Origin of the sequence: Nitrospira sp. KM1 (assembly GCF_011405515.1) — a bacterium.
Classification (GTDB): Bacteria; Nitrospirota; Nitrospiria; order Nitrospirales; family Nitrospiraceae; genus Nitrospira_C.
Genome location: NZ_AP022671.1, coordinates 1,957,271 through 1,971,593 on the forward strand (window position 1 = coordinate 1,957,271; position 14,323 = coordinate 1,971,593).

Annotated in this window: 16 protein-coding genes; 9 read left to right on the top strand and 7 right to left on the bottom strand. The window is 54.8% G+C overall.

Annotation, left to right across the window (positions count from 1 at the left end):
• Positions 1-187: 187 nt before the first annotated feature.
• Both W02_RS08910 and W02_RS08915 read left to right on the top strand, forming a co-directional pair.
• A complete protein-coding gene (locus W02_RS08910) occupies positions 188-868 on the top strand; it encodes an FKBP-type peptidyl-prolyl cis-trans isomerase (protein ID WP_173046861.1) in 681 nt (226 codons plus the stop codon).
• Positions 869-949: 81 nt separating this feature from the next.
• A complete protein-coding gene (locus tag W02_RS08915; protein ID WP_173046863.1) occupies positions 950-2,779 on the top strand; it encodes an ABC-F family ATP-binding cassette domain-containing protein in 1,830 nt (609 codons plus the stop codon).
• Between the two features lie 84 nt (positions 2,780-2,863).
• Here the strand turns inward: W02_RS08915 and W02_RS08920 are convergent, their stop codons facing one another.
• From W02_RS08920 to W02_RS08940, 5 genes are all read right to left on the bottom strand, one after another.
• The gene (locus W02_RS08920) at positions 2,864-3,253 is read right to left on the bottom strand and encodes a hypothetical protein (RefSeq protein WP_173046865.1); all 390 of its coding nucleotides are present in this window, start codon (positions 3,251-3,253) and stop codon (positions 2,864-2,866) included.
• 11 nt (positions 3,254-3,264) lie between these two features.
• Positions 3,265-3,912 carry a DUF3365 domain-containing protein gene (locus W02_RS08925; RefSeq protein ID WP_173046867.1) on the bottom strand — a complete coding sequence of 216 codons (648 nt, stop codon included), beginning with the start codon at positions 3,910-3,912 and terminating at the stop codon, positions 3,265-3,267.
• Between the two features lie 184 nt (positions 3,913-4,096).
• A complete protein-coding gene (locus tag W02_RS08930; protein ID WP_173046869.1) occupies positions 4,097-4,672 on the bottom strand; it encodes a DNA-3-methyladenine glycosylase I in 576 nt (191 codons plus the stop codon).
• A 19-nt stretch (positions 4,673-4,691) separates the two neighbouring features.
• Positions 4,692-5,150: a hypothetical protein gene (locus tag W02_RS08935; protein ID WP_173046871.1), complete on the bottom strand. Its 459-nt coding sequence runs from the start codon at positions 5,148-5,150 to the stop codon at positions 4,692-4,694.
• Between the two features lie 99 nt (positions 5,151-5,249).
• Complete coding sequence (locus W02_RS08940) at positions 5,250-5,600, bottom strand: fibronectin type III domain-containing protein (RefSeq protein WP_173046873.1); 351 nt, start codon at positions 5,598-5,600, stop codon at positions 5,250-5,252.
• Positions 5,601-6,120: 520 nt separating this feature from the next.
• Between W02_RS08940 and W02_RS08945 the strand changes: the two genes are divergently transcribed.
• Together W02_RS08945 and W02_RS08950 are read left to right on the top strand one after the other, a co-directional pair.
• On the top strand, positions 6,121-7,290 hold the full coding sequence (locus W02_RS08945; RefSeq protein WP_173046875.1) for a M12 family metallo-peptidase: 1,170 nt from the start codon (positions 6,121-6,123) through the stop codon (positions 7,288-7,290).
• Between the two features lie 244 nt (positions 7,291-7,534).
• A complete protein-coding gene (locus W02_RS08950) occupies positions 7,535-7,864 on the top strand; it encodes a hypothetical protein (protein WP_173046877.1) in 330 nt (109 codons plus the stop codon).
• 61 nt (positions 7,865-7,925) lie between these two features.
• On the opposite strand, the gene W02_RS08955 is transcribed toward W02_RS08950, so the two are convergent.
• Positions 7,926-8,276 (bottom strand): hypothetical protein, encoded by a 351-nt coding sequence (locus W02_RS08955; RefSeq protein ID WP_173046879.1) that lies wholly within the window; start codon positions 8,274-8,276, stop codon positions 7,926-7,928.
• 258 nt (positions 8,277-8,534) lie between these two features.
• Positions 8,535-8,933, bottom strand: coding sequence for a hypothetical protein (locus tag W02_RS08960; RefSeq protein ID WP_173046881.1), 399 nt, complete (start codon positions 8,931-8,933; stop codon positions 8,535-8,537).
• 737 nt (positions 8,934-9,670) lie between these two features.
• Between W02_RS08960 and W02_RS08965 the strand changes: the two genes are divergently transcribed.
• The 5 genes from W02_RS08965 to hflC all read left to right on the top strand — a co-directional run bounded on the left by W02_RS08965 (position 9,671) and on the right by hflC (position 14,321).
• Positions 9,671-10,159: a hypothetical protein gene (locus tag W02_RS08965; RefSeq protein WP_173046883.1), complete on the top strand. Its 489-nt coding sequence runs from the start codon at positions 9,671-9,673 to the stop codon at positions 10,157-10,159.
• 72 nt (positions 10,160-10,231) lie between these two features.
• Positions 10,232-10,780 (top strand): DUF488 family protein, encoded by a 549-nt coding sequence (locus W02_RS08970; protein WP_173046885.1) that lies wholly within the window; start codon positions 10,232-10,234, stop codon positions 10,778-10,780.
• Positions 10,781-11,142: 362 nt separating this feature from the next.
• Entirely contained in the window at positions 11,143-12,189 is a 1,047-nt protein-coding gene (gene arsS, locus W02_RS08975; protein ID WP_173046887.1) for an arsenosugar biosynthesis radical SAM (seleno)protein ArsS, read from the top strand.
• A gap of 240 nt (positions 12,190-12,429) precedes the next feature.
• Positions 12,430-13,464 carry an FtsH protease activity modulator HflK gene (gene hflK / locus W02_RS08980; protein ID WP_173046889.1) on the top strand — a complete coding sequence of 345 codons (1,035 nt, stop codon included), beginning with the start codon at positions 12,430-12,432 and terminating at the stop codon, positions 13,462-13,464.
• Positions 13,461-14,321 carry a protease modulator HflC gene (gene hflC, locus W02_RS08985; protein ID WP_173046891.1) on the top strand — a complete coding sequence of 287 codons (861 nt, stop codon included), beginning with the start codon at positions 13,461-13,463 and terminating at the stop codon, positions 14,319-14,321. The genes hflK and hflC overlap by 4 nt, the downstream gene beginning before the upstream one ends.
• Positions 14,322-14,323: the final 2 nt, after the last annotated feature.

A 14,323-nucleotide genomic window follows, 5' to 3' on the forward strand; every position in this document is an offset into this window, starting at 1 on the left:
GCGAGGCTCCGACACGCGGAAGGAGTGTACCGTTGGCGAGCACAACGCGCAACGTCGTTCTTGCGAGGGTCAGTCACGGATCACGCCCACGGTATTCTTGCCATGATAAAACTGTTGAGCTTGTCTCACAGGTAGCATATGTTGAGGACCACACGTCGTGAACCTTCTTTTGACGAAAGGACCGCTCATGCGATCGACCGTTCTTACATGCTTTGCCATTCTCTGCATCAGCCTGTCTTCTGCCGGAACAGTCGGCGCAGCCGATCCTTCGACGGATGATCAAAAAACGTTTTACGCGCTGGGCCTCCTCATCAGCCAATCGCTGGAACAATTTGCATTAACCGATTCCGAGCTGGAGTTTGTTCGATCGGGGATGACAGACGGCGTCTTGAAGAAACCGGCCAAGGTCGAACTTCAGACGTTCGGTCCGAAAGTGAATCAACTGCAGCAGGCTCGGGCTGCCGCCCAGGCCGAAATCGAAAAGAAGCACGGCGCCACCTTCCTCACCAAAGCCGCGGCGGAACCGGGTGCAAAGAAGACGTCGTCAGGTGCGATCGTGACCACCATCAAGGAAGGGAAAGGCGCGTCTCCGACAGCCACCGATACCGTCAAGGTGCATTATCACGGTACGTTGATCGATGGCACGGTGTTCGACAGTTCGGTCAAACGGGGGGAGCCGGCCACCTTCCCATTGAACCAAGTGATCAAGTGCTGGACCGAAGGCCTCCAACAGATGAAGGTGGGAGGAAAAAGTAAGCTGGTCTGTCCGTCGGCGATCGCCTACGGCGACCGTGGTTCACCTCCCACCATCAAGCCGGGCGCCACGCTCCTCTTCGAAGTCGAGCTCATCGAAATCGTCAAGAAATAGCATGCTGTTGCACTCAGAAGGATGAACCCGCCACAAGGCTGTTCATCCTTCTGAACCCGCCATATTTTCCACTCCACGCCCATGGCACCAAACATCCTGCTCAGCTGTGAATCGATCAGCAAGCGTTTCGGCGCCAAGCCACTGTTTTCCCATCTTTCACTTTCCCTGGCCGAAGGGGATCACGTGGGAGTCGTGGGACCCAATGGATCAGGGAAATCCACGCTGCTCAAAATTCTAGCCGGTGTGGAACCTTCTGATGAAGGGGTGCGAACAGTCCGGCGACATATCCGGATCGGTTACGTGGCCCAAGATTCCTCATTTCCCGACGAGGAGACGATCGAAGAACTGCTTGAACGGGTGCTCCTCGCGGATGGAGTAGACCCGCACGAAGAACGTAACCGCATCGCAAAGGCGCTCAGCCTCGGAGAGTTTCCCCGCGCCGACGTGCCCGTATCACAGCTGTCCGGGGGATGGAAGAAGCGTCTCGCCATTGCGCAGACGCTGATGATGGAACCCGACGTCCTGCTCATGGATGAACCGACGAATCATCTGGACGTCGATGGCATCCTCTGGCTCGAGCGGATCTTACGCGATGAGCCCCGCGCCTTTCTCGTAGTCAGCCACGATCGTCGGTTTCTTGAGTCGGTGGCCTCGCGGATGATCGAGGTGAATCGCTGCTATCAGAACGGGTTGTTCGAGGTCAATGGACGCTACAGCGACTTTCTGGAGAAGCGTGAAGACCTCCTGCGGTCGGAAGCCCAGTCGCAGGCCTCACTGGCCAATCGCGTACGGCGGGAGATCGAATGGCTCCGGCGGGGGCCAAAGGCTCGAACGACCAAGGCGAAAGCCCGCATCGACGCCGCGGGAAACCTGATTGAGGAACTGCGCGACGTAGAAAGCCGCAAGAAAAGCGCTACGGCGGGAATTGATTTTGTCGGTTCAGGGCGCCAATCCAAACAACTCCTCGTGGCGACCAACCTGGGCTATTCGATCGCCGGAAGGCCCACCGTATCCGGGTTGGACCTCCGTCTGGAACCGGGACAACGGCTCGGGCTTCTCGGCCCGAACGGAAGCGGAAAGACCACGCTGCTCAAGCTGTTGGCCGGCACCTTGACCCCGGTTACGGGAAGCATCACTCGGGCCGACAAACTTCGCATCGTGACGTTCGAGCAGCACCGCGAATCACTTGATCAGACCGCATCCGTGAGGTCCGCGCTCGCCCCTTCCGGGGACGCCGTGATTTTCCAAGACCGTTCCATCCATCTCGTCTCCTGGGCCAAACGCTTTTTATTTAGGCCGGAACAGCTGGATCTTCCGGTATCGCGGCTGTCGGGCGGAGAGCAGGCACGGCTGCTGATCGCCCGACTCATGTTACAGCCGGCCGATCTGTTGATCCTGGACGAACCCACCAACGATCTCGATATTCCGACGCTCGACGTCCTGGAGGAGAGTCTATCGGAATTTCCAGGTGCCTTGGTCCTGGTCACACATGACCGATGGCTGTTGGACCGCCTGTCCACCAAGCTGCTCGCGCTAGATGGACAAGGGAAAGCATCTTGGTTTGCTGATTATGCTCAGTGGGAATCGGCGAGGAGCCGGGAGGTTGAACGGTGTGAAGCCACGGACGAAGCGGCTACGGCCGCCGACGGCAGTGCTGTTCCCCGTAAGCGCAAAGGACTATCCTACCGCGACCAGAGAGAGTGGGAGCAGATGGAACGCCTGATCGTCAAAGCCGAGGAAGCTGCGGCGGCCTGCCAAGCCTCAGCCCATGATCCGGTTATTGTTTCCGATGCCGACGCTCTTCGCACTCGATATGCCGCTCTCCACGACGCCCAGGCCGAAGTCGACCGGCTCTATGCACGCTGGGCCGAACTCGACGCTCTCCGGACCAAAGCGCTCCAACAGCCTTGAGCCGTGACAATCTGTAAGATATGGCTCTATCGGTCCATGCTATGGACCAGCTGCTGCGAGGGTTCGACCATGACAAGTGAACGATCAGCAGGGAATCTCGACCGCGGGATCGCATAGAACAGGCGGAAGCGTGGGAGGTCGCATATATTGGCTGGAAGGGTCTTGACCGCCAAGGGTCCCGGTCAGCGGAGGTCCTCCAGGCATTCCGGGAAGTCCGCGTCCCGCCGTTCCGAACGACTTCCCCACGCTCGAACTCGCCGCGTTCCCGGTTCCAGGTGCGACGGTCGGCGCCGGGGTGCCAGAGGCAGGATTCGCGGCATTGGCCGCGTCCGTTTGAGTTGTCGACTGTTGTGTGAGTGGAACGGTTTGGGGAGGGGTCAACGTGGGCGTCGTTTGGGCGTATCCCGATATGGCAGGCAAGAGACAACCAAGAATAAATGCCAATGCATGGAGCACCGCCCGCCTATTCGTCATACCAAGATCCATCATCGAACCCAAGGCGGGGGCGTAGTGGGCGTCGGCGTCATTTTCTCGAGAGTGCCCAGAGGGCGCTTGGACGGTTCAGCGGGAAGCGCCAGTCCTTCAGGCTCGGCCTCCCGCTTCAACCGCACGACGAGGCCGCCCATGACATCCCACTTCTGGAAATTCTTTCTGGCGGATCGCGGATGATGGTTATGACAGTCGACACAAGATTGCACCAGCGCCAAATCTGCTGAAACTGCCTTGAATTGGTCGCCGTCCACGAAGCTGACAAACCGCCGTTGCCGATTTTTTTCCAATTCGATGAGAGCCTTGGTTTCCGCTTCCGTACGCGGGCGGTTGGCAGGATTGAGGGGGGTCAATCCGATCAGTCCCACCTCGAAGCTGCTGATTTGCTCGGCGGCTCCCTTGACGAATTGAGCTGGCAGAGGAAGGTAGTGAGCGTCCTTCTGCCAGTTTTCCTGCGCAGACGTTCCCCCATCTTTAGTATGTTCGACGACGTGAAGAACATATGCGGTGCGAAACGCCTTCACAACCTCGAGAATATACCGGGCGGTGGTGTCAAACGATGGCTCACCGGCCGTCACGCCCCAGGCCGTGCAAGTCATGGCGATAGAGAGGCTCAGAGCCAATACGGTCCGATTGGAATTCATAGGCAATTGATCTGAACGCCAAATTCGTGGAAGCGTACCTGATCGCCGCTTCCTGCGTCAATCTGAGCAATCGTGTCAAGGAACAGACTTCACCGCCAGCGAACATCGGATTGAGAGGATCGATCACTCATGGGAGAGATGCAGGAATCAATGACCGGAGATGTTCCTTGATGCAGAAGGGCTTCTATGCCAAACTTCGACGAGAGGAGGTTTTTCTCGTGAAGCAATCCATTGTATGGTCGTTGACCATGCCGATGGCTTGCATGTAGGCGTAGACAATTGTCGTGCCGACAAAACGAAATCCCCGTTTCTTGAGATCCTGAGATAACACATCGCTTGCCGTGGTGCTTGCCGGTACGTCCTGTTTCCGTCTCCACCGATTGATGATGGAAGTACCTCCCACAAACTGCCAGACATATTTGTCGAATGAGCCGAACTCGCGTCGTATCGCTAAGAACGCCCGGGCATTGCTCACTGCCGCGTCAATTTTGAGCCGGTTCCGGATGATGCCGGGATCTTTCAACAGGGCGCTTTTGTGTTTCTGATTGAACCTGGCAACTCTGACAGGATCGAATCCTGCGAAGGCTTTTCGATACCCTGACCGGCGAAGCAGGATTGTTTCCCACGACAACCCGGCTTGAGCGCCTTCCAACAAAAGCATTTCGAAATGCTTCTTATCCCTGTGCACGGGAACACCCCACTCGGTGTCGTGATACTGAATACAATGCGGCTTAGATCCGACCCAACTGCAACGCGTCATGGTCGTTTGTTCACAGCCATCAGTCGATGATCTCGACCTTTTTGCCCATCGACTTCGCACGCTTTAGACAGTCAGCATCCGCCACCGAGCAACGCAACGTCTCAAGATCATTTTCGTCCACAATCTCCACTTTCTTGCCTTGTGCCTTCGCTTGTTTAAGACACGACTGGTCGGCCGCGACACACTTAACGGAATCTGGGGCCGGAGGAGCATTGAGGATCGTGACCTGCTTGCCTTCGTCTTTGGCTTTTCTTAAGCACTCCTGATCGGTAGAGACGCATTGGACCGCTTCCTCGGTCTTGTTGATGGCTTTGTCGACCGTTTGATCAATACGTTGATTAACGCGGTCCCTGGTTTTTCGCTCGGCGCTGTCCTTCGCCTTATCAAAGAGACCTTCGAAGAGGCCGTCAGCCTGCGCGCCGGAAGCTGCACACAATACTCCCATAAGCAGGACGACACAGCCCGCCGACTTCGCCATATACCCTCCTTTGCAGCGTGGGAGGCATGCGGAATTCTAATCCAATATCGTGGAGGCACAGCCTCGGCAGTTCGTAGATGACCGGTGAATCGCCCTCAGCTATTTAATCGTTCTGGTGATCTGATTGGAAGGAGTACTCTCGTTACCCGACGTGTCATAGGCCGTAACAACAAAATAGTACGTTGCGCCAACCTGGAGATTTCCAACCGTATATCTTGTACTGGACGGCGAAATATTGCCGCTGACGATCGAGCCCTGTGAACCGGAAGACGTCGATTGATACAACTTGTAGCCTGCCAGATCTCCGGCTGCCACAGGCTCCCATTCCACCGTCGCAGAGGAGGTTGCAACCGGCGGTGACTGGACGGGAGAATTCACTTCGCCCGTGCCGCTATCCCCGCCGCCACATCCGGCAAGGGCGGCAAAAACAATCAATAGCCACCGGTTCATGGGAGCACAGGCCATACGAAAGGCATTGTACATAATTCGACCAGATAAAAACATGGGGGCGCAAGAACTACGGGCTCATACGTCCATCAGCATAGTACATATGCAACCCTTTGATTGGTCAAGGTTGTTGATGATACCACTGAAATCTTCCGCAAGGGAGCGACAATCGGCCCTAAACGAAAGATAAACCACCTCCTCGAATACGGACTTGAAATAGATCGGCCCGGTGAACATACTGTGGATCGCCTTGACATTGTCGTAACAGAGCTTAAGCCGTTAAACACAGAGAATTTCTTATGGATTCAGAATAATGGACGGATTCCAGCGCGCATGTTCCACCTTTTTAGTCTGCCTAATAGGTCTGGCATTCTCATCGCATCCGACGAACGCCCTGGATCAGCAGAATCCTCTTAAGCTGTTTACCGTGAATTCGAAGCCGGTGCCAGGCCCTTTGGCTCGTGCTATTACTCCTACTCAAGCTGACAATAGGCCCTGGATAAAGAATACCCATGCTATCACCGTGAACCCTGCTGTCATCGATCGAATTAATACTGGAAGCAATGATGAATCCATTGAACTAACAGTGGACCTTCCGGCGTCCGGGGAGGTGACCGCAATCGTGCACCCTCATCGGAAGAAGACAAAGACGTTGCAGCGTATCCGCGGTTGGAACGGATCGCTGAGACAGCATGTGGACAGTGAAGTGGCTCTCGTCTCCCGGGATGGAATGATGGCGGGAAGCATTCGGAAAGGGCGGATCGTCTATGAGATCAAACCGGGCGATAACGGCTCGCATCACTTGCTCGAAATCGACTCCGAGGAGTTGCCGCCTGACTACCACCCTATCCCGGTATCCAAAGAACAGCTTGACGCTGCGGAGCAAGCTGCCGGACGAGGTGGACAACCTGGCAGTACACAGACAGCCCGCGATGATGGATCCGTGATCGACGTGCTGGTCGTCTACACCGAAACCGTCAAGAACGCGAATGGAGGACAGAGTGGGATCGAAGCCTCAATTGACTTGGCTGTTGCGCTCGCCAACCAAGCATTGGCCAATAGCTCGATCCATACGGAGTTTCGCCTCGTCCACACGGCTCAAGTCACCTACACTGAAGCGGCAAATTCAAACACCGATCTGAACCGGCTTCAAAATCCCGGCGACAGCTTTATGGACGGCGTGCATGCATTGCGGAATCAGTACAATGCCGATCTGGTAGCGTTGATCGTCGAAAACCTGGGAGACGCCTGCGGCATTGGGTATGTGATGACCCCCGTCAGCCCCGACTTCGAAAAGTTCGCCTTTAGCGTGGTTCAGCATAGTTGTATTTCCAGCTACACGTTCGCCCATGAGGTCGGTCATAACATAGGATCAATGCATGACAGACAGGAAGGGGGAAGGGGCGCGTTCCCGTATTCGTTCGGTCACAAGGAGCCGGGAAAGTTCCGGACGATCATGGCCTATCCTTGCCCGCCTCCCAATCTCTGCACCCGCATCAATCACTATTCCAATCCCCATGTCCAATACCAAGGGTCTTGGGCGACGGGTGTGGATGACAATGTGGATCCCGCCCATTCGGCTGACAATGCGAGAGGGTTTAACAATGCTCTCGGCACCGTGGCACGCTTCCGAGACAGTGAAATTGATACCACCGCACCAGACGCGCCTGCAAACCTCCATTTCGTCGACTAGCCCCACTGTCCGGACGGGTCTGCAAACGGGCATCATACACTCGGCACTGAACGTCTCATGGGTTGCTCGCTCGAACTCATTGACTATGAAAGTTTTCGTGGTAGCCATCTTCGCGATTTCCGCACTAGGCCCCTCTGCCAATGCGTGGAGCATGGGATCGTTCTTTGATGACACACGCTTGTGGGAGCCACTTTCGCCCCTGGCCCGACCTCAAGGGGACTCGGAACGGAAAGAGCCTTGGATCGTGCGGGAACAAGACATTGGATTTTCCAGTACTGTTCTGTCGGTCCTTCGGAATTCGAATGAGCCGCTCCCGGACAGACTCCTAATCAACCTTGGCGATGAACAGAACGTGAAGGTTCACTTCACGCATCGGACAAGCAGTCGAACAGGATCCACCGTCTTCCAGGGAACGATCGAGACGTCCCCCCCAGGAGACATTCTATTGTCCGTACAGGGTGAGGCTGTCGCCGGAATCGTCAGAAAGGGAGATGCGACATGGCGGATCACGTATCGTGGAAGCGGGCGCCATCGATTGATGCAGATCGACGTCGAAAAACTTCCACCTGACTGAACCAACTTGGTTCCGGATCGGTGTTTGTGTCAGGTCAACGGTGGCGGGATACGAATATGCGTCAGAATTGCAGGTAGTGATACGGACCAAACGTTCGGCGGCAACCGACCAGATAGTAGTGCCCGACCGCCGGGACTTCAACCGGCCTCACCCAACGAATGTCGAAGACCAGTAACGTTTTTCGGCCAAGGCTGTGTGAAGTATGAATCTCCAACATCTTGGTAGGAGCGGGCGATTTTTCCATCAGCAGCAACATCCCCTCCGTACTCTGATCAAGCGTGACGGCATCGCCGACCTGGTCGGATACGGGACTCTCGCCCGGCGTCTCACTGGTTTCGTACGTGCAGGGCTGCCAATGTTCTACTCGCGGTTCGCGACGACGTTCCCCCGCGTCCCTCGGTGCAGCACTCACGCGTATCGAACCGCTCCTTAAGCCGGGCTGCCGTACGGCCTGTTCAATACGAGCTCGGTGTCGCTCGAAGAATTGTGTGATCAAGGCGTCCGCCCCATCGCTGGGGGCGCATTATGCCTTATCCCTTTTGTGTCCGCAACCTCGATGTGGAAGCCGCTGTAAGTCGATGCGCGATAATTCCATGCATTATGCGGGGTCTGAAATGAGATTGGCAGTGGGGGAAGACGGGATGTTGAGAGAATATCCGATTGGTGGACGTTAGAATTCCAGATATCGGCAGGGAGCGAGAATCCGGTGACATCCGACCATGAAATAATCACCCTTGGATTCAATGTGTATCGGCTGCGTCCAACTCACTTCGCATACCGATATCGCTTTGCGCCCAAGTGTTTCCGTCGTAAGAATTTCGAGATATTGCCGTGATTTTGGGGCTTGAGTCATCAGCAGCAACATCCCTCCTGAGCTTCGATTAATTGCATACGCCTCACCCATCTTGTGGGAAATCGCTGTATCGCCGGAAGCCTCGACCATCTCATAGGTGCAGCGTTCAAAGAAGAACTCTCTTCTTTCCTGCCGCCGCTCATCCCGACACCCTGCACCAGGCCACGACATGGGAATCTGACCAGCTATTTTGCTATCCGTAGAAAAATGTGGCATTCCGTCTCCGGAGATGGGCATTGGTCGACTCCTGAGTTGGAGGAAACACGCTGAATAGCCGGCTTGCTGGATTGACGTCTAGTCTAGACAGAGCAAGGGACGTACCTGCAAGGCTATAGAATCGACACTGTTTCTTGAGGCATTGCGGATCGCTTTAGAGGCGACCAGCCTATTCCGAATGCCTGATTGCAACAGAGAGAGGATGAAGTAGAGCGGTTCTTTGTCTACATAGTTGATATTACTGGCGTCAGAGTGAGTGTACTCACAAACCTACAATGAGAAGGAATTTTCCTTCACCAGCATCGCCATTAATATAATTTCTAGTTCTTCTTATCGACAATAATGACTAAGACCCCGAATGAGCCTCCCCCTTGACACTGACAGGGAATCGTCGAAGTATACGCACTCATTTGTGAAATCAATAGGATCGTCTTTTAAAGTACCTTCTGCTTATGACCCGTCCGGAATTTCTTGCTGAATGGTCGGGTGCGTCGCCCGACGAATACCTGAGCAGTTTGCTCGAACTTGCCGCTCCGCTTCAAACTCTCATGACCACGCTTTCACCTGTTCATTTGGATGAAGTCACACGGTTGATCTTTCGTACCGCGGCCACCTACCGGAACGGAACCGCATCGTGTTTCCGATTGCAGTCAGGATAGTCAGTGCGCGGAAGGCGCATTGATGCCATTTGGAGATAGGCCTTTCAGTCTCATATCTACGCAGCAGTTGGTGATCGTATGGATATCGGAACGCAACTGGGTCGCGTCTGGCTAGCAGCCGTGGCGTTCCTGATCGTCGATCCCATCCCTGTCTTTGCCGAGGCGGTGACTTCTCTGCAACTGTGGGGGGAGGCACCTGCACAAGAACAACCTCTTCCTCCGAAAAAGGCGTGGGTGATTCGCGAACGGGAGATCGCTTTTGATCCTCAATCGTTGGCAATCATGAAGGACGCAACGGCAAGACCTCATCCATCGGTGCGAATCGAACTGTTTCAGCATCAAGGGTATGAGTTAGATGTAACTTCGACTGTTTCCCGCATGAGCAATCTTTCAACTGTGCGAGGGACGCTGAAGAGCATCGACCGGTCGACATGGTCACTTCTGATCAATGGCAACCTCGTGAGCGGCACTATCCAAATCGAGGGACGTCAATTTCGAGTCGAACACGTCCAAAACGGTCGCCACAGGCTCCTCGAAATCGATCCGGCTAAAGTGCCTCCCGATTGATCACCTCCCCCGACATTGGCCCTCCTCAGGGGAGTGGCGCTTCATCCAGACACATGACACACTTGACACATCATGCCCGGCATCCTCTGGACCATCGGTCATTCGACCAGACCCGTCGATGAGTTCATCGACCTGCTACGGGCCCATGACGTGCTGCAAGTCATAGATGTCCGGACTATTCCGCGGTCCCGGCACAATCCTCAGTTCAATTCCAACTGCCTGGCAACAAGCTTGACGTTGGCCGGTCTCGTCTATGGACTGTCCCCGGAACTCGGCGGATTACGAAAACCTTCCAAGAATTCGATCAATACCGGGTGGAGAAATGCGAGCTTTCGAGGGTATGCCGATTATATGCAAACGGATGCATTTTGGAATGCACTGGAAAATCTCATTCATCAGAGTGCCGCGCGAGCGACGGCCGTCATGTGTGCGGAAGCCGTGCCGTGGCGCTGTCACCGGTCATTGATCGCCGATGCCGTCTCATTACGCGGCTGGAAGGTCCGGCACATTCTCTCCAGCCGGAAGGTACGACAGCACGTCTTGACGGCATTCGCCGTAGTTGATCACGGCAAAGTGCGCTATCCTGCACCGGTCGAACAGAGTCCACCCGAACTGTTTTGATTCAAAGCGGTATAGCATCCTGCGAAGGAACCGCAGGATTCGTGATTCCTTCGTTGGCGCTTCTGCCGCTGGCACAGAAGGATTTAGTCCACGGCTACGATGAGTACTTTCAGAATAGAGGTGCGATGTCCGGCGCTCTGACTCATGCGGTAACCTGTGCCCTTACGTGTTGCCACGATGCTGCTTTAATCTCGGCGCCCTGTTGACGAGATCTCGGTTGTATTGATAGATGGGAAAGGGCGACCTGTGCTGCTCGCCTAAAATGAATCTACAGTGTGATGGAGTCGAAACGTAAGGCGGACGCTGCCGGGAACGCGATCGACCGGCTCCGACCATTTCGATAGCCCAGTTTGGAATCGCCTATGACGTTGACTTTGCTTAAACGGAACAATCCGTTGGCTTCGGCCGCGACACAACTTCAGTTATTGGCGGAAAGCGAGGCCGTTCCTCCGTTTAACGTGCGACTCAATCAGTCCGGCCTGTTTCCTCTTCAGGCGACAGGGATTAGCGTCCTTCAACTCAACGTTGGCAAACTGTGCAATCAGACCTGCCGGCACTGCCATGTAGACGCCGGTCCCGATCGAACCGAGACCATGTCCCGTGAAACGGCAGAGCTGTGTATCAAAGCGTTATCAAAGACCGACATTCCAACCGTGGATATCACCGGGGGAGCGCCGGAACTGAACCCTCATTTCCGGTGGCTGGTCGAGCAGAGCCGCTCGTTGGGCCGTCATGTGATAGATCGCTGCAATCTTTCGGTGCTGCTTCTTCCTTCGCAATCAGATCTCGGCGACTTTCTTGCAAGTCATCGAGTCGAGATTGTCGCGTCGCTTCCGTACTATCGTCCTGCCCAGACGGATGCCCAGCGCGGAGCGGGAGTGTTCGATAAATCGATTGAGGGATTGCAACTGCTCAACCGCCTGGGGTACGGCCTTCCTGAAAGCGATCTGATCCTGAACCTCGTTTACAATCCGGTCGGAGCATTTCTTCCTCCGAACCAAGACTCCATTGAGCGTCAGTTTCGGCGCGAACTGGCGAGTCGTCACGGCATCCAGTTCACCCGCCTCTTCACGATCACCAATATGCCGATCAGCCGTTTCTTGGAATTTCTCGTCACGAGCGAGAATTTCGACGGCTATATGTCGCGACTTGCCAGCGCCTTCAATCCCGCTGCCGTGGCGGGAGTCATGTGCCGCTACACGCTGTCTGTGGGATGGGATGGGACGCTCTATGATTGTGACTTTAACCAGATGTTGAATCTTCGCGTCGGCTCGGAAATGCCGGGACACATCCGAGACTTCGATCCTGCGAAGCTATACCACCGCCTGATCGTCACGCGTAACCATTGCTTCGGCTGCACAGCTGGAGCCGGTTCCTCCTGCGGTGGGACTGTGACCACGTCGCCATGAGCATAACGCACGGGGCCGAACGCCGTTGATTGAGGACAACGCGAGTCCCCATGTGACAATCGCCATGGCCGCCAAAAACCGGAGGCAGCCTCCCTCGTTTTTTCGCTCAGTGGGTCCCCGAGCGTCGTAGCCACCTCATGGTGGGCCAGGAACGTGACCAGGGCCTCTCTGACTTGCTCCCTTCTCAAACACTCTGATATGGTGGCGAGAAATCTTCCTATTGGCTAGAGGACATTGTGCATGGTGTGGGACCCAAAAGATCCTTGGAGCAAGAGAAGCGACCCGCTTGAAGATGCCCTGAGACAAGCCCGGACACAATTCCAAGCCATTCTTCCTTCGGGCGGGCTGAGAAACATTCTCCTCGTCGGGCTTCTGATCTTTTTGGTCTGGCAAAGCGCATTTATCGTCGGTCCCGACGAAGAAGGTGTCGTCAAGCGTTTTGGCATTCCAGTCCGTACGCTCGGGCCAGGACCCCACATGAAAATTCCACTTCTTGAAACGGTACTCCAACCTAAAGTCGCCAAACTCCACCGAGTGGAGATTGGTTTTCGCACTGACCGCCAAAACCGCCAGCAAATGATCTCACAAGAAGCGCTCATGCTAACCGGAGATATGAATATTCTCGCCATCGAGTTCATCGTGCAATACAAGATCAAGGCGTCCGCCGATTATCTGTTCAACGTGGCCGAAATTCACGACACGATCGGCAAGGCCGCGGAAGCTTCAATGCGAGAAGTGATTGGGAAAAGCAAGATTGACGAGGCCCTGACGACCGGCAAAGCGCAGATTCAACAAGACACGCAGGATCTTTTGCAAAAAATCTTGGATCAGTACCATACCGGCGTCCAAGTTGCCGCGGTTCAGTTACAGGACGTGGATCCACCGGAAGCGGTCGCCGCCGCCTTTAAAGATGTGACGAACGCGAAGGAGGATCGTGAAAAACTGATCAATCAAGCCATCGGATATCGAAACGACATCCTGCCGAAGGCCAAAGGAGAAGCCGCGCAGATCGTCAACCAGGCCAAGGGCTATTCCCAAGCCCGCGTGAACCGGGCGTTGGGTGAGACGAATAGATTCCTGGCCACGCTCAAAGAGTACAACCAGGCCAAGGATATCATCAGCAAGAGAATTTATATCGAAACCATGGAAGAGATCATGCCCAAGATGGAGAAGATCATCATTGATGGGAAAGCAGGGGAACGGCTGCTCCCCTACTTGCCGCTTGATCGTCCATCCAAGAAGCAGACCCCTCCCGCTGAGGGTTCGAAATCATGACAAAGCAGGGATTTGTCATCGCACTAGGCGCCGTCTTCGTTGGATTGCTGATCGTAGGCGCATCCCCGCTCTTCGTCGTGGACGTGACGCAGACGGCCATCGTCGTTCAACTCGGCAAACCGATTCGCACGGTGACGGAACCCGGATTGTACCTCAAGATGCCGTTCGTGCAGGATGTCACCTATTTCGACAAACGCCTTCTTGACTATGACTCAGACGCCCAGGACGTCATCACGGAGGATAAAAAGACCTTGCTGCTCGACAATTTTGCCAAATGGCGGATTACCGATCCACTCAAAGTCTATCAAAACTTTCAAAGTCAACGAGGGGCTCTTCAACGTTTACATGACATCATCTATTCGGAGTTGAGGGTCGAGCTTGGACGACATGATCTCTTGGAAATCGTTTCCACCGCACGCGCGGAACTGATGAAGGTCGTCACGCAGCGATCGAATGAAAAAGCATCGGCCTATGGAATCGAGATCCAGGATGTGAGGATCAAGCGGGCGGACCTTCCGCAGGAGAATGAAAAAACAGTGTTCCAACGGATGCAAGCGGAAAGAGAGCAGCAAGCCAAACAATATCGGGCGGAAGGAGCCGAAGAAGCGCAAAAAATCCGTTCTGAAGCCGAAAAGGATAAGGAAATCTTGTTAGCGCAAGCCTATAAAGAATCTGAAGAAAACAGGGGAACGGGGGATGCGAAAGCATTCCGCATCTATGCCGACGCGTATCGTCAGGACCAAAAGTTCTTTGATTTTACTCGCTCAATGGAAGCGTACAAACGATCCTTCGATGACAAGTCAACGGTCGTGATGAGCCCTGATTCAGAGTTCTTTCACTATCTGAAACAACGATGATT

Coding starts and splice junctions, on each gene's coding strand:
- W02_RS08910 (WP_173046861.1), top strand. CDS start 188: ATGCGATCGACCGTTCTTACATGCTTTGCCATTCTCTGCATCAGCCTG.
- W02_RS08915 (WP_173046863.1), top strand. CDS start 950: ATGGCACCAAACATCCTGCTCAGCTGTGAATCGATCAGCAAGCGTTTC.
- W02_RS08920 (WP_173046865.1), bottom strand. CDS start 3,253: ATGACGAATAGGCGGGCGGTGCTCCATGCATTGGCATTTATTCTTGGT.
- W02_RS08925 (WP_173046867.1), bottom strand. CDS start 3,912: ATGAATTCCAATCGGACCGTATTGGCTCTGAGCCTCTCTATCGCCATG.
- W02_RS08930 (WP_173046869.1), bottom strand. CDS start 4,672: ATGACGCGTTGCAGTTGGGTCGGATCTAAGCCGCATTGTATTCAGTAT.
- W02_RS08935 (WP_173046871.1), bottom strand. CDS start 5,150: ATGGCGAAGTCGGCGGGCTGTGTCGTCCTGCTTATGGGAGTATTGTGT.
- W02_RS08940 (WP_173046873.1), bottom strand. CDS start 5,600: ATGAACCGGTGGCTATTGATTGTTTTTGCCGCCCTTGCCGGATGTGGC.
- W02_RS08960 (WP_173046881.1), bottom strand. CDS start 8,933: ATGCCACATTTTTCTACGGATAGCAAAATAGCTGGTCAGATTCCCATG.
- W02_RS08965 (WP_173046883.1), top strand. CDS start 9,671: ATGGATATCGGAACGCAACTGGGTCGCGTCTGGCTAGCAGCCGTGGCG.
- W02_RS08970 (WP_173046885.1), top strand. CDS start 10,232: ATGCCCGGCATCCTCTGGACCATCGGTCATTCGACCAGACCCGTCGAT.
- arsS (WP_173046887.1), top strand. CDS start 11,143: ATGACGTTGACTTTGCTTAAACGGAACAATCCGTTGGCTTCGGCCGCG.
- hflK (WP_173046889.1), top strand. CDS start 12,430: ATGGTGTGGGACCCAAAAGATCCTTGGAGCAAGAGAAGCGACCCGCTT.
- hflC (WP_173046891.1), top strand. CDS start 13,461: ATGACAAAGCAGGGATTTGTCATCGCACTAGGCGCCGTCTTCGTTGGA.